Source organism: Gluconacetobacter sp. (assembly GCF_047721585.1).
Lineage (GTDB): Bacteria > Pseudomonadota > Alphaproteobacteria > Acetobacterales > Acetobacteraceae > Gluconacetobacter > Gluconacetobacter dulcium.
The window spans coordinates 68,783-86,287 of record NZ_JBDNXE010000001.1 but is presented as its reverse complement, the minus strand read 5'-3'; the positions used below and the strand labels follow the sequence as shown (position 1 = coordinate 86,287).

Annotated in this window: 16 protein-coding genes; 6 read left to right on the top strand and 10 right to left on the bottom strand. The window is 64.5% G+C overall.

The window, feature by feature from the left end; translation table 11 throughout:
* Positions 1-9 precede the first annotated feature (9 nt).
* Positions 10-753 carry a siderophore-interacting protein gene (locus ABF821_RS00375; RefSeq protein WP_415528672.1) on the bottom strand — a complete coding sequence of 248 codons (744 nt, stop codon included), beginning with the start codon at positions 751-753 and terminating at the stop codon, positions 10-12.
* 98 nt (positions 754-851) lie between these two features.
* On the opposite strand from ABF821_RS00375, the gene ABF821_RS00370 reads away from it, so the two are divergent.
* Complete coding sequence (locus ABF821_RS00370; protein ID WP_415528641.1) at positions 852-1,487, top strand: TetR family transcriptional regulator; 636 nt, start codon at positions 852-854, stop codon at positions 1,485-1,487.
* Here the strand turns inward: ABF821_RS00370 and ABF821_RS00365 are convergent.
* Together ABF821_RS00365 and ABF821_RS00360 are read right to left on the bottom strand one after the other, a co-directional pair.
* The gene (locus tag ABF821_RS00365; protein WP_415528640.1) at positions 1,475-1,654 is read right to left on the bottom strand and encodes a hypothetical protein; all 180 of its coding nucleotides are present in this window, start codon (positions 1,652-1,654) and stop codon (positions 1,475-1,477) included. The genes ABF821_RS00370 and ABF821_RS00365 overlap by 13 nt on opposite strands.
* 77 nt (positions 1,655-1,731) lie before the next feature.
* The gene (locus ABF821_RS00360; RefSeq protein ID WP_415528639.1) at positions 1,732-2,772 is read right to left on the bottom strand and encodes an NAD(P)H-quinone oxidoreductase; all 1,041 of its coding nucleotides are present in this window, start codon (positions 2,770-2,772) and stop codon (positions 1,732-1,734) included.
* Positions 2,773-2,912: 140 nt separating this feature from the next.
* Between ABF821_RS00360 and ABF821_RS00355 the strand changes: the two genes are divergently transcribed.
* A complete protein-coding gene (locus tag ABF821_RS00355) occupies positions 2,913-3,791 on the top strand; it encodes a LysR family transcriptional regulator (protein WP_182975453.1) in 879 nt (292 codons plus the stop codon).
* Between the two features lie 169 nt (positions 3,792-3,960).
* Here ABF821_RS00355 and ABF821_RS00350 read toward each other — a convergent pair whose 3' ends face one another.
* The 3 genes from ABF821_RS00350 to ABF821_RS00340 form a co-directional block, all read right to left on the bottom strand.
* Positions 3,961-6,531 (bottom strand): HWE histidine kinase domain-containing protein, encoded by a 2,571-nt coding sequence (locus ABF821_RS00350; RefSeq protein ID WP_415528638.1) that lies wholly within the window; start codon positions 6,529-6,531, stop codon positions 3,961-3,963.
* Positions 6,528-7,094, bottom strand: a complete 567-nt coding sequence (locus ABF821_RS00345) for a biliverdin-producing heme oxygenase (protein WP_415528637.1) — start codon at positions 7,092-7,094, stop codon at positions 6,528-6,530. The genes ABF821_RS00350 and ABF821_RS00345 overlap by 4 nt, the downstream gene beginning before the upstream one ends.
* A gap of 322 nt (positions 7,095-7,416) precedes the next feature.
* Positions 7,417-8,037 (bottom strand): TetR/AcrR family transcriptional regulator, encoded by a 621-nt coding sequence (locus ABF821_RS00340; RefSeq protein ID WP_415528636.1) that lies wholly within the window; start codon positions 8,035-8,037, stop codon positions 7,417-7,419.
* A gap of 54 nt (positions 8,038-8,091) precedes the next feature.
* On the opposite strand from ABF821_RS00340, the gene ABF821_RS00335 reads away from it, so the two are divergent.
* Together ABF821_RS00335 and ABF821_RS00330 are read left to right on the top strand one after the other, a co-directional pair.
* Positions 8,092-9,072 carry an SDR family NAD(P)-dependent oxidoreductase gene (locus ABF821_RS00335; RefSeq protein WP_182975449.1) on the top strand — a complete coding sequence of 327 codons (981 nt, stop codon included), beginning with the start codon at positions 8,092-8,094 and terminating at the stop codon, positions 9,070-9,072.
* 113 nt (positions 9,073-9,185) lie between these two features.
* Positions 9,186-9,878, top strand: coding sequence for a CBS domain-containing protein (locus tag ABF821_RS00330; protein WP_246402722.1), 693 nt, complete (start codon positions 9,186-9,188; stop codon positions 9,876-9,878).
* A gap of 101 nt (positions 9,879-9,979) precedes the next feature.
* Here ABF821_RS00330 and ABF821_RS00325 read toward each other — a convergent pair whose 3' ends face one another.
* The 3 genes from ABF821_RS00325 to ABF821_RS00315 all read right to left on the bottom strand — a co-directional run bounded on the left by ABF821_RS00325 (position 9,980) and on the right by ABF821_RS00315 (position 14,242).
* Positions 9,980-12,334, bottom strand: a complete 2,355-nt coding sequence (locus ABF821_RS00325; protein WP_415528635.1) for a TonB-dependent receptor — start codon at positions 12,332-12,334, stop codon at positions 9,980-9,982.
* 154 nt (positions 12,335-12,488) lie between these two features.
* Entirely contained in the window at positions 12,489-13,301 is an 813-nt protein-coding gene (locus ABF821_RS00320; RefSeq protein WP_415528634.1) for a phosphate/phosphite/phosphonate ABC transporter substrate-binding protein, read from the bottom strand.
* Positions 13,298-14,242 carry a fatty acid desaturase gene (locus ABF821_RS00315; RefSeq protein ID WP_415528633.1) on the bottom strand — a complete coding sequence of 315 codons (945 nt, stop codon included), beginning with the start codon at positions 14,240-14,242 and terminating at the stop codon, positions 13,298-13,300. The genes ABF821_RS00320 and ABF821_RS00315 overlap by 4 nt, the downstream gene beginning before the upstream one ends.
* Positions 14,243-14,345: 103 nt before the next feature.
* Between ABF821_RS00315 and ABF821_RS00310 the strand changes: the two genes are divergently transcribed.
* Together ABF821_RS00310 and ABF821_RS00305 are read left to right on the top strand one after the other, a co-directional pair.
* Positions 14,346-15,185, top strand: coding sequence for a helix-turn-helix domain-containing protein (locus ABF821_RS00310; protein ID WP_415528632.1), 840 nt, complete (start codon positions 14,346-14,348; stop codon positions 15,183-15,185).
* Positions 15,186-15,211: 26 nt separating this feature from the next.
* The gene (locus ABF821_RS00305; protein ID WP_415528631.1) at positions 15,212-16,456 is read left to right on the top strand and encodes an MFS transporter; all 1,245 of its coding nucleotides are present in this window, start codon (positions 15,212-15,214) and stop codon (positions 16,454-16,456) included.
* A gap of 57 nt (positions 16,457-16,513) precedes the next feature.
* Here ABF821_RS00305 and ABF821_RS00300 read toward each other — a convergent pair whose 3' ends face one another.
* Positions 16,514-17,407 (bottom strand): DMT family transporter, encoded by an 894-nt coding sequence (locus ABF821_RS00300; protein ID WP_415528630.1) that lies wholly within the window; start codon positions 17,405-17,407, stop codon positions 16,514-16,516.
* Between the last annotated feature and the right edge of the window lie 98 nt (positions 17,408-17,505).

The window sequence follows — 17,505 nt, the reverse complement described above, 5'->3', positions numbered from 1 at the left end:
TGGGATTCCTCAATCGAGACCTGTTTTCCCCGGCGACCAGTAGGCCTTCGACTTCACGCTTGATGAGCCCATGCCACTCTTCTTCAGTGCCTGGCTCACACTCTGTATCGATTGCGCCTTGCCCGTCAGCACGAAGCGCGCGTTGGGGGTGACGTGGCGCGAGAGATCAGCGCCGATCGCCGCCAGATGCACACCACCATCACGGCGCTCGATCACCGTTGCCCGGTCGAGGCCAATCGCCGTTAGTACGGCCCGTGATTCCGCAGCGTCCGAGACTTCAAAGACCAGCTCGGTAGCCGCAGGGTCGTTCCGCAATGCCGCCGCAAGGCCGAAGGAGGTTTCATCGCCGAACAGTATGACTGGTCCGTCAGCGCCAGAGAGATCGAGCGAGCGGCGCGGGCCAAGGAATTGGCAGACCTGACCCGCAAGCAGGCTGCCCGCCCAGCGGCTGCCTGTCCCGTCGCCGTGCAGGTAGGCCAGCATCCGCGTCCGACCGGCATCGGCATCCCAGGACATAGGCGTATAGGTTCGGCTGGAGAGTCCTGCGCCGATCGCCACCTGAATCTTTTGTCCAGGCTGCCAGACGACATTTTTCAGGCATTCCCCTTCAAGGTCGATGAGCCGAAAGCGCGGAGAAAGGGCTTCGACGGCCGCGACCCGTGCCGGTCGCATCATCCACCGTAGCAGCGCGCGCGTGATGCGCCCCGGCGTCGTGGCGAGCCGTGGCGGCGGGATCGTATCGGCGCTGTGCATGTTCACGAGGCAAAATCCGATGCTGTTTGACGGGAGCGTGATCGACCATCAAAATACGACGAAACATTCGTATTCTCTAATCGCATTCGGGAGCCATCATGACCGATCGCCGCAATGCCCAGATTTCCTCGCGAAAACAGCCTCGGCAGACCCGCTCGATGGAACTGGTCGCGTCCGTAATGGAGGCCGCTGTTCAGGTTTTGGCGGCCGAGGGTGCGCAGCGTTTCACCATGGCCCGCGTTGCCGAGCGGGCTGGCGTCAGCGTCGGCTCGCTCTACCAGTATTTCCCCAACAAGGCGGCGATCCTGTTCCGGCTACAGAGTGACGAGTGGGCGCGCACGGCCGAGATATTGCGGGGGATACTGGAGCAGAGGGTGACTCCGCCGCTCGACCGTCTCCGCATGGCGGTTCATGCCTTCATTCGTTCCGAATGCGAGGAAACGGGCGTCCGCATGGCGCTCGATGACGCGGCTCCCCTCTATCGCGGCGCGCCGGAGGCACACGATGCCTTGAAGGCAGGCGCTGCGATTATGCAGGCTTTTATGCGCGAGGTCTTGCCCGACGCCAGCGCGGACCAGCGCGCGCTGGCCGGCAGCCTGGTCGAGTTGACGATCCGGAGCGTCGGTAAATCCTATTCGGAAACGCCGTGTACGCCGATCGAGATCGAGGCTTTTGCCGGGGCCATGGCGGATATGTTGTGCGCCTATCTGGAGGGATTGAATCACGTCGCCTGATGCTTCGGTTCGGTGTCGGCGATGCCGTCCGGACGGTATTCGATGACACGGACCACGACGGCATTGGTTTCGTGACGCCGGTCCCGTTCGGACGGATAGGTGCGGTTCAGGCTGGAGCCGTCCGGTAACCGGCGATCACATTCCAGGCGCAGGCTCTGAGGCGCCAAAGCCGGTCGGCCCCGGTGTCCACCGCCAGGCGCCACAGATCATATGCACAGACTGCCCCCGCCGTCGGGGCCATCTTCTATCGCGATGACGGGCGGCCGTTCGAGGCGGGCGTCACCAGAACGATCTTGCCGATGTGCTTGCCGGAGTCGAGCAACTCGTGTGCTCCTTTGGCATCCTCCAGCGCGAAGGTGCGATACACATAAGGCTTCAGGATACCCTGGCGGATCGGCGGCCACACATGCGTTTCCAGGTCCGCGAGAATGCTGGCCTTCTCGTCATTCGTGCGGGAGCGAAGGGTGGAGCCGATATGGGTCAGGCGCTTGCGCAACATCGGCCAGAAGTCGAGATCCTTGGCGGACCCCTTGATGACGCTGATCTGCACGATCCGGCCGTTCATGGCGGCGACATCATAATTACGCGCCACGTAGTCGCCCGCGATGATATCGAGCACGACATCGATGCCCCGTCCGTCGGTCGCCGCCTTGGCGATTTCCACGAAATCCTCGTCATTGAAATTGACGGCGATATCCGCGCCGAGTTCCAGGCTGACGGCGCGCTGTTCGCTGGAACCAACGGTCGTCACGATCTTCGATGCGCCGAAATGTCTTGCCAGCATCGTCGCCGTCGTGCCGATGCCGGAGGCGCCGCCATGAATGAGGATGGAGTCGCCGGACTTGAACTGACCGCGCTCGAACATGTTGAGCCAGACGGTCATGAATGTTTCCGGAAGTGCCGCCGCCTCCGCCATGTCCAGTCCTTCAGGGAGCCGGAAGGCAAGCTTTTCGTGGGCGACCGCGTATTCGGCGTAGCCGCCACCGGTGACCAGCGCCGCCACGGTGTCGCCCGGACGCAGGTTTGCGACCGCCTGCCCCGTCGCCACAACCACGCCTGCGACTTCAAGGCCGGGAATGTCCGATGCACCGGGAGGTGGGTCGTAGAGCCCCTTTCTCTGGAATACGTCCGGCCCGTTCACGCCAGCCGCATGCACCTGGATCAGGACTTCGTCATTGCGGGGAACGGGAACAGGGCGCTGAACCGGAATGAGGACTTCCGGCCCCCCCGGCTCGCGAATATCGATCGCCGTCATCGTGCGGGGAATGGTGAACTCAAGCGACATGCTGGAAAAATCCTTCCTGCCTTGGGATCTTAAGGCCGTCACGAGCCGACGGTCGGGTTGAAATTTAGTGCATCCATCCACCCGTGGGATGGTGTAATGCGGCACGCGTCGAATGCATTTCTGCATGGGAGAGAGGCGGCATGAACTGGGACGACACGCGAATATTCCTTGCCATCAGGCGCGAGGGGACATTGCGTGGGGCTTCCCGGCGCCTTGGCATCGATCAGGCTACGGTCGGGCGCCGTCTTGCCGGGCTGGAACGAGCACTGGACGCCAAGCTGTTTCTTCGAGGGTCGGATGGCCTGACATTGACCGAGGCCGGGGACCGGCTTGTCGTCGCGGCAGAGCGCATGGAACGGGGGGCTGACGAAATCGAACGTCAGGTGCTCGGCTCGGACGCGCGCTTGCAGGGAAGCGTGAGAGTCACCACGACGGATACGCTGGGACTGGGCTTCGTCATACCGGCCATGGGCAGGTTGCGGCAGAAATATCCCGCGATTTCCGTCGCCCTGTCGACCTCGACCGACATACTCAATCTGGTGCGTCGCGAAGCCGATATCGCAATCAGGACCGTCGCCCCGGAGAGCCCCGACCTTCTCGCACGCCGCATGACGTCATGGCCGATGGGGCTTTATGCCAGCAGAGACTATGTCGCGCGTCGGGGGGAGCCTGTTTTCGGGAACGCATTCGCCGATCACGACCTGGTCCTGTATCAACCCCATCTCACGACCGATAGACATCTTACGCTTGTCGGAGAGGCGATTACGGCCAGCAGGGTGGTCGCCACCGCGACGTCCAGTCTCATGGTACGCACGATGATCGGCGCGGGGCTGGGCATTGGAGAGGTCCCTGTGCCGCTGGCGGAGCGTGACCGGCTGGTGCGTATATGGCCCGACCGGATACGCTCGGAGCCGTATGACATATGGCTCGTCACCCATCGCGACCTGCGTCACACGGCGCGGATCAGCGTCGTGATCGAGGAGATCGTCTCGTCCTTCAGCAGGGAGGATGGCGGCTGATTCGGCCCTCTTGCCTTGCGCCGGACCTGCAGGTCACGCATCTGGAGCGATCGAAGAACCGTTTATTGACGGCGTGACGCGGTGCATCGCGGCTCGACGATGCAATCCCCAAAATTAGACCGTCCTGGCTCTGGTGCAGAATTCGATATGTGGGCGAATGGTGCTGAGGTCAGTCGCGCTCCATCACCAGGGTGGCGAGGACGGCAATGGCCTCGGCCGGGGTGTATGGCTTGTGCAGGATCGGCACGCCGGCGAACGACGGCGCCGCAAGTTTTTCGCTGCCGTAGCCCGTTGCGAAGAGAAACGGGATGCCCCTCTCTGTCAGGAGGCCGGCGACAGGTGCGGAACAGAGGCCCTGCACGTTCATGTCGAGGATCGCGCAGTCGATCTTCTGTGTCTTCAACAGGTCCTGGGCCGTCTGGATATCCGGCGCGAGGAAGACATCGGCCGCGAGGTCGGACAGGAGCGTCATCTCCAGATCGGCCGCGATCAGAAATTCATCTTCCAGGATCAGGATAGTCCTGCCGCGCAGCAGGTCTTCCGGGCGTGGCGACGGTTCGGGAGGGGTCTCTTTCGGGGTGGATGCCTTCGGGTTGGCGGATGGCGCGTCGCGCATGATGGCGGCGGCGGGCAGGCTTATATCCACCGTGACGCCTTCCGGGTCGAAACGACGCCGGGCGGTGCCCTGCAGATCGTGGCTGACGGCGCGATCGATCAGCAGGCTGCCGAAGCCGGAGCGGTCCGGTGCCTGGACGGGGGGGCCGTCTCGTTCTGCCCAGTGGATCGTGCAGATGCCCGATGCGGCATCATGCGTCCAGCGCACGGTCACCCGACCTGACGGGATGGAAAGTGCGCCGTATTTGACGGCGTTGGTCGTCAGTTCGTGGAACAGCAGGGCGAGCAGGGTCAACGCGCGTTCGGTCAGACGGATGTCGGGGCCGCGCAGGGCGATCTTGCCTTCGCCCGACGCATAGGGAGCGAGTTCCGTGATCAGCAGGTTATGGAGGGACGTATCGGCCGAGGCGCCGATGGCAAGGTCGTGCGCATGGGCCAGGGCCTTGATGCGGCCCTGGATCGTCCTGCGGTAGTCGGCCACGCTGTCCTGACGCGGAGGCAGGCGCGCGACGAGCGAGCGGACAACGGACAACACATTCTTGACGCGGTGATTGAGTTCGTCGTTGAGAATGCGCTGGGTTCTGTCCGCGATGAGGGTTTCCTGCAGCTTCATCCAGTTGGATCGGGCGGCGACTTCCATCAGGGCCGAACGGAACAGCCCCGCGACCTCGACATGATCCGCCGACCAGGAGGCGGAATGCTGCCTGACCTCCTCGGTCCAGATTTCGAAGCTGCGGCGCGGTGTCAGGCGGAGGCCGTGGGGGCCGGTGCTGTAGGTCTTTTCGGGGTCGCCGCCCCATACCACCGTGCGCGCCCATTCGCGCCGGAAGAGAACCAGGCAGTCTTCCTTTTCGGGAAAGAAGGGAATGATCAGGGCACCGCAGAGATCCGACGGCGGCAGGGTCGGACAGTCCCGTGTCAGGCAGTCGCTGTGCCAGAGCTGGTTGCTGGCGGCGGTGCCCGCGTGGGCGACGAGAGTGCGGACGTCGGCTTCCGGCAAGGCCCGACCGACCGAAATCCATCGCTGTCCGCTGAGAACGCCGCTGCCGTCGCAGGAAATGAGGCCGGGCAGTTCGACGAGGTATTTCCGGGCGCGGGGCAGCAGGTCCGTCATGCCGGACGTATCGTCCAGAAACCGTGACAGGAAGCGCTGTGCGGCCTGCGCGAGCCTGAGACGACGCGAGCGGTGGAGGGCGACGACCTGCAAACCAATGAATTCGCCGATCATTTTCGCGGCGATCCGCTCTGCCATGAACAGGGAACGCGGGCTGTAATGGTGGCAGGCAATGAGACCCCAGAGCCTGCCATCGACGATCAGGGAGACCGACATGGAGGCGTGGACACCCATATTGCTGAGATATTCGCAATGGATGGGAGAGACGGCGCGCAGATGCATGAAGGACATGTCCAGCGGCGCGGCACCGGGCTGTTCGACCAGGGGTACGGGCTGGCAATGGGCGTCGCTGATCACGCGGATGAGCGCGCGCCGGTAGAGTTCCCGCGCCTGGGCGGGGATATCGCTGCTGGGAAAATGCTGGCCGAGAAAACTTTCCAGATCGTCGCGGCGGTCTTCGACGATGACCTGGCCGGACCAGTCGGGGGCGAAGCGGTACACCATCACCCGGTCATAGCCGAACATCCGGCGGATCGACGCGGCGACCGCGCGCAGCAGCGACATCTTGTCCTGCGGATCGCGCGCGCATTGGAGGAGCTTGCGCTGTTTGACGGCGAGGCGGGCGTGCATCTGCTCCGGAGTGGCGGGCTCGCACTCCACGATGATGCTGTCGCGCGATCGGTGGACCGCGACATCACACCGCCGGTCGCCGGGAAAGGCGACATTGAAGGCGATTTCCGGGTAGGTCGTATTGCCGTTATCGGCCAGGGCGCGGATGAGGGGGGCGGCGTCTCCGACACACTGTTCCAGTGTCATGCCGTGATGCAGCGGAGGACATTGCAGGAAATCGGCGGTATTTTGAGAAAATGCGACGAGTTCGGGGCCGGACCCGGCGAATACCATCATGCATCCCGCAGGCTGAATGCTGGCGGGGATGTGGATGGGTTCGCGATCGCAGTTCGTCAGATCCGCCTGGCCGAAGACGATCGGCTCGATGTCCTGCTTTGTCATGGTTTTTTCTGAATCTGGGAGGGCGCGACGGATTGCATCGCGAGAATGGCGGAATCGAACGTCTGCATGGCGGCGCGGTCTGCCGCGCACGATCCGGCGGGTAGCCGGTCGAGACGGCTGACAAAATCCTTCCACGGGGAATGACGATCGGCCTGAGCGGCCAGATGGCGTGCGCCGTGGGTGGCCGTGAAGCCCTGATCCGCAGCCTGCCTGACCAGAATGCGCGCACCGAGCGAGGAGCCTTCCAGCACATAGAGCATGCCCGCCGTGGCGGGGGCGGTTTCGAGCGGCGGCATGGCGATCGGAGGCGGAGGGGGCAGTGCCAGGTCGGCGAGATCCTGCATGAGGAGAGGCGTGAGGTGCTGCGGCTGCCAGCCCTGGAGAATGTCGGGCCATGGGGCGGCCCGCAGGGCCTGTTCGGCGCTGATGCGGAAGGCTGCGATCCCGGACAGATAGGCAAGATAGGCAGCGGCGCTGTCTATCCTGCCGACAAGGGTGTCGAGAATGACGTGGCGGGAGTGGGTGGCGTCTCGGAGACGGGATCGGTTAGCCGGCTGATACATTGCAGCATCACTATACAGATGGGATTGCCCGCGACCAGTCCGGTCGCGATCCAAATACTTAAGTTATGATTAAATTCGGTATCAAATTTTTATTTGAAGCCTTGGTTACTCCGAAAATAAACATATGCGGTCAGGTCGCAAGTGAGAAATATGTCTGTATTCGTGTGCACCTGTATCAATTCGTCCTGGCCAAGACTGCGATCGACCGGTTTCGGCAGGCAATATTATCCGTGGATTTTTTTCTCCGTGCGTCAGGGCCGACGCACTGACGGTGTCGACACAGGGACCACATCGGCGCCGTGAGAAATGACTCTATACTTCGTCAACGCGAAAGGGGCCTTGAACCGGCGATGAGGATATCGACAAGACGCCGGGCGCTGGCTTCCCAGCCCGGGGCGGCCGCGACGTTGGAGACGCCGACCAGGGCGCGCAGGAAATCCAGCGGGTCGAGGTCGGGGCGGATGTCGCCGCTTTGCACCGCGCGCGCCACCAGCGCGTCGATGGTGGCCTTGATGACATCCGCCGAGGCCGCGTAGAGCGCGCTGGGGCCGCCCACCAGCGCGTTCAGGGCGGGCGCGATCACCTGCTTGGCGGCGATGTAGTCCACGAACAGCAGCATCCATGCACGCAGGGCCTCGACCGGCGGATGCGTGTTGGCGAGGTCCACCGCGGCGACGGCGAGGCGGTCCAGTTCGTTGCGATAGATCGCCTCGATCAGGGCGTCCCGGCTGGCGAAATGGCGGTAGAGCGTGCCGATTCCGACCTCCGCACGGCGGGCGACCTCGTCCAGCGGGATGTCGGTTTCGCCCGCGTGGAAGGCGGCCTTTGCGACATCCAGCAGGCGCTGCCGGTTGCGCTGGCCGTCGCTGCGCGGCTTGCGGCGCAATATTTTTTCTCCGTCCACCTCAATCTGTCCCTTGTTAAACGGAGGAATGCTCCGCATATCAATAAGCGGAGCATGCTTCCACATAACTCCCTTTTCTGCTGGAGGCCAATGATGGCACAGGATTTTGGCGCGACATCCACGACCGAGGATGTTCTTTCCGGTGTTTCCCTTGCCGGCCGGCGCGTGCTGGTGACCGGTGTTTCGGCCGGGCTCGGGGTCGAGACGGCGCGCGCGCTGGCGGCCCATGGCGCGCATGTGGTGGGGACCGCGCGCGACCTGGACAAGGCGCATCGGGCGACCGAACAGGCGCGTGCGGATGCGGCGCGTGGCGGCGGGGCGCTGGAACTGGTCGCGCTGGACCTGGCGGACCTGGCCAGCGTGCGCGCCTGTGCCGATGCGCTGAAGGCGCAGGCCCTGCCCTTCGATCTGGTGATTGCCAATGCGGGCGTGATGGCAACGCCGTTCGGCCACACCAAAGACGGGTTCGAGACGCAGTTCGGCACCAATCATCTGGGGCATTTCGTGCTGGTCAACCGGATTGCCGGGCTGATGAAATCCGGTGGGCGGCTGGTCAATCTGGCTTCGGCGGGCCATCGCTTTGCCGATGTCGACCTGGACGATCCGAATTTCGAGCGGACGCCATATGAGCCGTTCGTGGCCTATGGGCGGTCCAAGACCGCCAACATCCTGTTCGCGGTGGCGTTCGATGCGCGGCATCGGGCGCGGGGCGTGCGGGCGACGGCCGTGCATCCCGGCGGGATCATGACGGAACTGGTGCGCCATATGGGTGCCGGGGAAATCGAGGCCATGATGGCGCAGATCAACGAACGCGCCACCGCCGAGGGCAAGCCGCCCTTCCAGTTCAAGACCATTCCGCAGGGGGCCGCGACCTCGGTCTGGGCCGGCGTGGTGGCGGATGCCGATGCTGTCGGCGGCCATTATTGCGAGGATTGCCACGTGAGCGCCGTGGTGCCCGACGACTCGACGAGCGGGCTGATGGATGGTGGCGTGCGGGCTTATGCCGTCGATCCGGCGCGGGCGGAGGCGCTGTGGGCGGAGAGCGAGGAACTGGTGGGCGAACGGTTCGGCTGATCGGGACGGGCGCCTCTTCACAAAATCCGGAACGCGATTGCAGAGGTTGCCGGGCGTGCCCACCATCGGTGTGTCTCTAGCAAAGGCTGCACGCCATGAGAGTCCGGGACATCATGACATCACCGGTGTTCTGCGTCGAACCGACGCAGGGCATCGCCGACGCGATCCAGTTGATGCTGGAGCGCAGAATCAGCGGATTGCCCGTTACCACCGCGCAGGGCGAACTGGTCGGCATCGTCACCGAAGGCGACCTGTTGCGTCGGCATGAACTGGGAACCGCCGGTGCCCATTCCTGGCTGAAGGACCTGTTCCTGTCACCCGGTCGGCGGGCTGAGGACTATGTGCATACCCACGGCCGCAAGGTCGCCAACGTCATGACCGAGCAGCCGGCGACCATCGAGCCGGATGCCCGGCTGTCCGACGCCATCGACATGATGACCGTCCATCATGTGCGGCGCCTGCCCGTAATCGAGAATGGCAGGGTGATCGGCATCCTCGCGCGGGCCGACGTGCTGCGCGCCCTGCTGCCCCTGGCCGCCGAACCGCCCGATGCCACCGATGACACCGTGATCCGCGAAGCGGTCGAGGCGTCGCTGGAACGCGGACTGGGGGCCTCGGTGCGGGATCTGGTCAAGGTCGAAACCTATCGCGGGGCGGTTATCCTCAGCGGTGCGGTGACCGACGAGCGGCTGATACCGGCGGCGCAGGTGGCGGCGGAGAACACGCCGGGGGTGACATCGGTGACCAACCAGTTGATCGTGGTCGGGCCCTTTGTGGGGGCGAATGTGCCGGCACCGCCGTTCTGAGCCCGCGCCTTTTCGAGCAGGGGAACCGGGAAACCCTGATTCGTTCGGGAATCTGTTGCCGGATTCGGCACGTTTTCTGAACGGATCAGGGTCTTTCTTTGTCAGAAATTTGCGCTGATGGTGCCGAAGAACTGGCGCGGGGCGCCCATCAGGAAATAATTGTAGCCGGTGTCTACGAAATTGTTGCCCAGTTCGTTGGTGGTGGCAACGTAGGTCTTGTTGGCCAGATTGTAGATATTGAAACTGGCCGTGACGCCCTTGAGGAAACCGACGGCACCGAAATCATAACGGGCGCCGAAATTGGCCAGGAAATAACCGGGGACGTGCAGGTCGTTCGTGTAGGTCAACTGGCGGCTGGACAGGTAGCTGCCATCGACATGCACCGCGAAACGGCCGATGCGGTAGCTGATATTCCCCTTGTACATGAATTGCGGATAGTTCGGCACCAGCTTGCCCCGGATCGGCTGCACGATGCCGCCGGTCGTGACGTTCTGGTCGTAGGTCGAGTGGGCGTAGGAAAAGGAATTGTAGATCGACAGCCCGTCCAGCGGGCGGATGGTCACGCTGGCTTCCGCGCCGTTGGTGGTGACGCCGCCGACATTCTGCACCGCCGTGATGGGGTTGATGCCCGCCTGGCTGGTAATGAGTTGCAGGCGGTTGGAGAAATTGATGCGGTAGAGCGAGGCCAGGGCGCTGATCAGCGGCGTGGTGAAGCGGTATCCGCCCTCGTACACCCAGTCGGTTTCGGGACGCAGCGTGTTCTTCGTGCTCTGGAACGCGGTCTGGGAGGCGGTCCATGGCGTGGCCGAGACATTGGTGCCGTAGCCGTCCTGGGGGAAGCCGCGCATGTTGTGCGAGACATCGAAGAACAGTTCGTTATGCGGCAGGAAACGCCAGTTGGCCGAGAGTTGCGGCAGGAAGGCGTTCGAGGCTTCCAGCCGCCCCTGCGCGACCTGGCCGCCATTGATCGACGGGTCCTGCGTGGAGACGTTGTTGCCCGCGTTGACGATCATGGATTTGAAGCCGGCATTGACCGTCAGCGTGTCCGTGACGCGGTAGGTATCCTGAAGATGGAAGACGAAGGTGTTGGACGAGAACGCTTCCTGCCAGGGATGGGCGAAGACCTTGTCGCCGGGGAAGCCGTTTGTGGGGTTGCCCAGCGTGCCTTCGCCCAGCAGGGGGGCTTCGGTAAAATAGCGGCCTTCGTTGAAAGTTCCGTATTCGTACCAGACGCCGGCATTGATGGTGTTGCGGGCGATCGTGTAGCTGAGGGCTGTCTGGAAGCCGCCCCGGGCGACCTGCGGGGTCTGGATACGCTGTGACAGCGGCGCGCCGTTCGGCGAGGGCATGTAGGGCGTGGTCCAGGTGCTGTAGCCGGTATCGGCGTGGCCGTAGAGGGTGGTTTTCCAGTTCAGCCGGTCGGTCAGGTTCTCGTCCAGCGTCAGGCCGCCCAGGTAATCGACGCGGTTGGCCGTGCCGGCGTAATAGGCGGCGTCGAACGGGTCGTTGGTGGCCAGGAAGGACGCGGGATAGGTGCCTTGCGCGGCCCTGTAGGCGGCTGTGTAGTCCGGATAGTAATTGGCCAGTCCGGGGCCGACCGTGTGCAGATAGTTCGTCGTCATGTCCTGATAGTCGAATTGCTGCGTCGAACTCCAGTCGAAGAACAGCTTGAGCGACGAATTGCGGGCCAGCGGCTGGACGAGCTTGGCGTTGACCTGATCCGAATAATTGTAACCGCCGCCTTTCCACAGATTCATGTTGGTGCGCGCGTAGGAGACGTAGAAACGGGTGCCGGTCTTGTTGAGGTCGCCGCTTTCCAGCCGGATATAGGTGCGCATGGCGGCATTGCTGCCGAATGTCTGGCTGACCGTGCCGCCGCGCCTGTGGGACGGGTCGATGGAATGGATCTGGATGGCGCCGCCGAGATTGCTGGTGGATGCGACGTCGATCGCGCCTGCGCCCTGCGAGACATCGACGCCGCCGACATTGTCGGAAATGATCGAACGGGTCACGCTGAGGCCATTGTAATTGTTGAACTGCTGGTCGCCCAGCGGAATGTCGTCCAGCGTGAAACCGAGTTGCGACTGGCTGAAGCCGCGCATGAAGATCTGGCTGGAATATTCATAGGCGCCGAACGGGTCCGCCGACTGGTACACCACGCCGGGAAGCTGGCTGAGGACCTTGAGCGGGGACGTGCCGGGCACGCTCTGCTGCATCATGGTGCGCGTGATGCTGGTCATCTGCCGGGTGGAACCGTGGCCGAAGACCGCGATCTCTTCATGTTCCGCCGGCGGAGGGGACGCCTTGGCGGCGGGTGTGCGCGCGTGTGCGGCCGGGTGGCCGGGCGCGGCATGCGCGGGTCTGTCGGCAGCGTTCGCCGCGTGGCCCGGCAGGAAGGCTGGGATCATGATCACGCCGCTCAGGATCGTGGAACGTGCAAGGTTCTGTCGGGTCATTGTGAGACTCTTTGAAAGGCGAAAAATAGCGTGGATCTCTGCGTGGCCGATGGAACGCGCGACGCCATGGCGGCGATCCGGCCTGAATCCCTGACGGGATCATTGGCCCCGGAAGTGTCGCGCAAACAGCACAGCACCGATCATGCGGAAACGGTCAGCGGGAGGCGGGCTGCCAACATCGCGCTGCCTGCACGACGGTGCGCCTGACATCCTCCGGCAGGGATGCCGAGCAGATGAATGGCAGGCCGGTGGAGGGGCTGGTCCAGCCGGTTACGCGCAGTCCGGCCGCGAGAGACGGATGATGGCGCTGCGCCAAGGTCCAGCTTCGGCAGTCGATCGCGGCCAGGTCGGCCACGCCTTGTGCCACCCGGTGCAGGGAAGACAGGTGGCTGCCGGTCTGGATCGTGCGGGAGAAGAGCGCCATGGACGCGCCGCGTGCCGCCAGGTCGCGCACCAGGGACAGGTAGCCGGAGCGGGAGTCCGGCGCGTTGAAGGCGAAGCGACGCCCGGCCAATGGGGGCAGGATGGGGGCTGCGGCGTGAGCGGGGGATATGTCGGCCGCGTCGCCTGCGTGACGGCGTTCGACGATCGCGCTGCGATAGAGGGGGCCGTCGCCGCCCGTCAGGCCGTCGTAGCTGTTCTGGGCGACGACATGCACGAAGGGTTTCAGGCCCCGGTCGAGCGGGCCCCAGCAGGTTTCGCCGAGCAGCAGGGCCGGGTGACGCCAGAGAACGTGCAGGTCGAACGCCTCGGGCGGCAGCGTTGCCGGGTCGGGCGCGATGAGGGTGCCCGAGGCATCCCTGATTCCGCCGGGCACCGCCGGCAGATCCGCGTTGCGTCGGGCGAGGTCTTGCGGGGCGGGGATACCGCGCTGCCGCAATGCGTCGCGCAGTTGATGCCAGGCGGCGTCGACGGCCGCGCGTTCCTCCGGAAGATCATACATCGGCAGGGCGGCAACGAAATTCATGGCCGGGGTCCGGCCGGGGAGACCGGGTGCAGCAGGGGTTCCTTGGGGCGCAGGAAATGCCGCCGGATGATGGTGCGATAGCCGCGATAGACGTAGCCCCGGTTGCGGGCCTGCCATCCTGCGCGGTCCTGCGCGTAGAGGCCGGGCATGCGGAACCAGGGTTCGCCGGGGCGGGCATGATGGACGACATGCAGGTTGTTGTAGAGAAACAGCAATGACAGCAGCGATCGTTCCACGATGATCGTCCGGCCGTCGGGCGTTTCGTGCCACTGGTGCTCGCAATAGGAGCGCAGGCCGATCAGCGCGTTGCCAGCATAGGCGGGGCCCAGCGCATACAGCCAGAACGGCATGTGAAAGCCGCGCGTGACCATGGCGGCGACCGCGAGAACCGAGAGGGCGTGGATGGCCCACGCCAGGCGGATCGTGCGGTCCCCTGCCCCGATATGGCGCAGATCGTGCAGGAAGAAGCGCAGGCTGCCCACCAGCGGCCCCAGCAGCAGGCGGCCCAGCACCGTATTGTTGGCGGTGAGCAGCAGGCGCCGGGCGCGGCCCAGTTGCGACCAGCTTTCGCGGTCCCAGTAATAGCTCTCGGGGTCGCCGTGCGGATCGGTCAGCGTTTCGTCGCGATGGTGCAGCAGGTGCGTCGTGCGGTAGCGGCGATAGGGATAGGCCAGGCCGAGCGGCAGGCCGACCAGCAGTTCGTTGCACAGGGCGGACGGTGTGGGGTGGCCGTGGATGGCCTCGTGCTGGAGCGAGGAATGGAAGGCCACCGTCACGGCCATGCCTGCCAGTGCCAGAACGGGATGCGCGGGGTAGAGCAGGCCGCCGAGCAGGAGCCAGCCCGTGTAGCAGAGCAGGATGGCAGCCCATGTGGGCCATTCCGCCATGGCCTGCGCGGCAAAACCACCGCACCTTATCGTTTTATAATCAATGTCCCTCATAAAACTCATTCGTAACCGTCAAAACAACCTTTTCAATGAGTATGTTGTAAAATATGTTCACTTTTGTCACACATATCACGATTTATAATGTGAATAAACCATCATGAGCAAACGCCTGATATCGCAGGTTTTTCAGCAGCGCGTGTTGTCGCTGATCCAGGCGTCTTCGAGAAGCCGCTCTGCCTTTGCCGAGGAGATCGAGGTCGATCGGTCGGCGTTGAGCCAGTTGTTGGCCGAGGATGCCGTGCGGCTGCCCCGTGCCGATACGCTGGTGCGGATCGCCCGACGCTACAACGTCTCCGTGGACTGGCTGCTGGGCATGACGGACAGTGCCGGCGCGACCGGCGGGCGCACGACGGAGGTGGCCGATAATCCGGATTATTACAATATCCCCCTCCTGACCCGGTGGCATGCCGAGGCCGAGGGCATGAAGATCCGCTATGTGCCCTATCGCCTGCCGGATATCCTGCGTATGTCCGAAATCGTGGCGTGGGAACTGGGGCCGGGCCATGACGACCCCGAGGCGATCGAGACGATCGTCAGCAAGCTGGATTATAACCGGGGGCCGGGCACGGATATGGAAATCTGCCTGCCGACCCAGACGGTCACGAGCCTGATCGACGGTGTTTTTCCGTGGGACGGGCTGCCGGTTTCGATCCGCCGCGCCCAGATCGAGCATATGGTGGAGCAGGTGGAGGCGCTGTATCCGTCGCTGCGCATCTTTCTGTTCGACGGGCGCAGGCAGCATACGGTGCCCTATACGATCTTCGGTACGCAGCGGGCGGCCATCTATGCCGGCAGCCAGTATATCGTCTTCAACGACCAGGCGACCATCCAGCAGATGCAGCGCCATTTCGACAGCCTGATCCGCCAGTCGGGCATCCAGCCTCACGAAGTCTCCCGCTGGTTGCGGCAGGCGGCGCTGACGATACGAAACCGTTAGGGTTTACCAAGGATTTTATGGTTCCCATGCAGCCTTCCGACCGTCGCACGCGCCAGCGCATCACGCTTCTTCTGCTCGTTGGTGCCGGTTGCATCAATTATGTCGATCGGGCGACCCTTTCCATCGGCAATACCGCGATCATGGCGGACATGCATCTGTCCTACGCCACGATGGGCTGGTTGCTGTCCGCGCTGGCCTGGACCTACATGATCAGCCAGGTGCCGATGGGCTTGCTGGCGGACCGCCTGGACGGGCGGGTGTTTCTGGGCACCGCGCTGGTACTCTGTTCGTGCGCGGAAATCGCTTTTGGACTTGTCGATAGCGCGGCGAGCATTTTCTGGACCCGCGCGCTTCTGGGCCTGGGCGAGGCGCCGCTGTTTCTGGCCGGCACACGGGTGCTGGTGCATTGGTATGCGCCCGAGGAACGGGGCGGAGCGATCGGGCTGTTCAACGGCTCTGCCTCGCTGGGTCCGGCGCTGGCGCCGCCGCTGCTGCTGGCGGTGATGGCATGGTGGGGCTGGCGCGACATGTCGGTGGTGGTGGGGGTGGTCAACCTGCTGCTCGCCATCGGGTGGATCGTCTATTATCGCGATCCGCTGCCCGGCGAGTCCGCCGCCGAGCCGGTGCGGGTGCATCATGACAAGGCGCCTGTGCGGTCTGCCCTGCGCGACGATCTGGGCTATCTGCTGGGGCGGCGCGATACGTGGGCGGCGACGGCGGGGTTTACCGGGGTGGTGTATCTGAGTTCGCTCTACATCACCTGGCTGCCTGCGTGGCTGGAGAAGACGGAGAGCCTGTCGGTGATCCAGGCCGGCCTGCTGTCCGCCTTTCCGCAGATCTTCAGCTTCGCGGGCTGCCTGGGTGGGGGGAAGCTGGTGGATATGGTCAGCCGGCGCGGGGTGGCGCCGCTGGCGGCCTGCCGGCGAACCGTCGTGCTGTCCATGCTGGCCTGTGCGGTGCTGACCGCCCTGCTGGCGCTGCAACCGGCGCGCATGCCCGCCCTGACCCTGCTGGCGCTGGCGCTGTTCGCCAACGGGGTGGCGGTGAGCTGCGGCTGGACGCTGGGCACGCTGATCACCACCGAGGACCGGGTGGCGACGCTGGAAGCGATCCAGAATACCGGGGCCTCGCTGGGGGGCGCGATGGCCCCCATCCTGACTGGTCTTCTGGCCACGCGGTTCGGGTCGTTCGGTCCTGCCTTTGTGCTGGCCGGCGGGATCGGGCTTGTGAGCACCGCGATCTATCATCGCGGCTTCGCGGCCACCCGTTAAAATGAAGGGTGGCCAAAGCCTCTGGCTTTGGCGGGGCGGGGGGGGGGCAAAGCCCCGCTATGGCTGGCGGGCCGGCACCCGCACGGCCGGCGAGAAATGCCGCGCGCCGATCACGCAGAACACGACGCCGAGCGCGATGAGCACCAGTTGGCTGCTGACAGGCTCGCGCAGCACCAGGGAGGCGAGGAAGAACCCGAGGAAGGGCTGGAGAAGCTGCAACTGCCCGACCGCCGCGATGCCGCCCAGCGCCAACCCGCGATACCAGAAGACGAAGCCGAGAAACATCGAGAACACGGTGACATAGGCCAGCCCGAGCCATGCGGAGGGTGCGATGCCGCCCCAATGGGCGGGGGCCGTGATGAGGCCGCCGATGATCGAGACCGGCAGGGCCACCACCAGTGCCCAGCAGATGACGCGCAGGCCGCCCAGAGTGCGCGACAGGCGGCCGCCCTCGGCGTAGCCCAGCCCGCAGATGATGACGGACAGGATCATGGTGAGATCCGCGCCCAGGGACCCTGCCGCGCCCCGGTGGGCGGCGAAGCCGCAGACCAGGGCCGCGCCGGCCGCCGACCAGGCCCAGAAGGCAGGGGATGGGCGCTCGCCCCCGCGCAGCACGCCGAAGGTCGCGGTGGCCAGCGGCAGCAGGCCGAGAAAGAGGATGGAACGGGTGGAGGGCATGCCCTGCAAGGCCAGGGCGCTGAGCAGCGGGAAGCCGAGCACCACGCAGAGCGCGGCGACGGCCAGGGCGAGCAGGTCGCGCGGTGCGGGGACGCTGGCCCGGCATCGCCACAGGCACAGCGCCCCGAGGAGGCCGGCCAGTGCGGCACGGGCAGCGGTGAGAAACAGCGGGTCGAACCCCGCGATCGCCAGCTTGGTGGCCGGCATCGAGCCGCTGAAGATCGTCATGCCGATCAGGCCCGCGATCCAGCCTTCCGTCGTTCTGTCCTGCATTGGTCCGTCCTTTGCCTGCCGGTTCGTGATGCGGGACGTGGCCGTGGATTTCCAGATACGGTCAGGTACAATTACACTAAACTGTATTGTTCAGGAGA

Bases quoted from the DNA above. Each gene is read 5' to 3' on its own strand.
- ABF821_RS00335 (WP_182975449.1), top strand. From the start codon at position 8,092: ATGGCACAGGATTTTGGCGCGACATCCACGACCGAGGATGTTCTTTCC.
- ABF821_RS00305 (WP_415528631.1), top strand. From the start codon at position 15,212: ATGCAGCCTTCCGACCGTCGCACGCGCCAGCGCATCACGCTTCTTCTG.
- ABF821_RS00375 (WP_415528672.1), bottom strand. From the start codon at position 753: ATGCACAGCGCCGATACGATCCCGCCGCCACGGCTCGCCACGACGCCG.
- ABF821_RS00315 (WP_415528633.1), bottom strand. From the start codon at position 14,242: ATGAGGGACATTGATTATAAAACGATAAGGTGCGGTGGTTTTGCCGCG.
- ABF821_RS00340 (WP_415528636.1), bottom strand. From the start codon at position 8,037: ATGCGGAGCATTCCTCCGTTTAACAAGGGACAGATTGAGGTGGACGGA.
- ABF821_RS00355 (WP_182975453.1), top strand. From the start codon at position 2,913: ATGAACTGGGACGACACGCGAATATTCCTTGCCATCAGGCGCGAGGGG.
- ABF821_RS00370 (WP_415528641.1), top strand. From the start codon at position 852: ATGACCGATCGCCGCAATGCCCAGATTTCCTCGCGAAAACAGCCTCGG.
- ABF821_RS00360 (WP_415528639.1), bottom strand. From the start codon at position 2,772: ATGTCGCTTGAGTTCACCATTCCCCGCACGATGACGGCGATCGATATT.
- ABF821_RS00320 (WP_415528634.1), bottom strand. From the start codon at position 13,301: ATGAATTTCGTTGCCGCCCTGCCGATGTATGATCTTCCGGAGGAACGC.
- ABF821_RS00330 (WP_246402722.1), top strand. From the start codon at position 9,186: ATGACATCACCGGTGTTCTGCGTCGAACCGACGCAGGGCATCGCCGAC.
- ABF821_RS00350 (WP_415528638.1), bottom strand. From the start codon at position 6,531: ATGACAAAGCAGGACATCGAGCCGATCGTCTTCGGCCAGGCGGATCTG.
- ABF821_RS00325 (WP_415528635.1), bottom strand. From the start codon at position 12,334: ATGACCCGACAGAACCTTGCACGTTCCACGATCCTGAGCGGCGTGATC.
- ABF821_RS00345 (WP_415528637.1), bottom strand. From the start codon at position 7,094: ATGTATCAGCCGGCTAACCGATCCCGTCTCCGAGACGCCACCCACTCC.
- ABF821_RS00300 (WP_415528630.1), bottom strand. From the start codon at position 17,407: ATGCAGGACAGAACGACGGAAGGCTGGATCGCGGGCCTGATCGGCATG.
- ABF821_RS00310 (WP_415528632.1), top strand. From the start codon at position 14,346: ATGAGCAAACGCCTGATATCGCAGGTTTTTCAGCAGCGCGTGTTGTCG.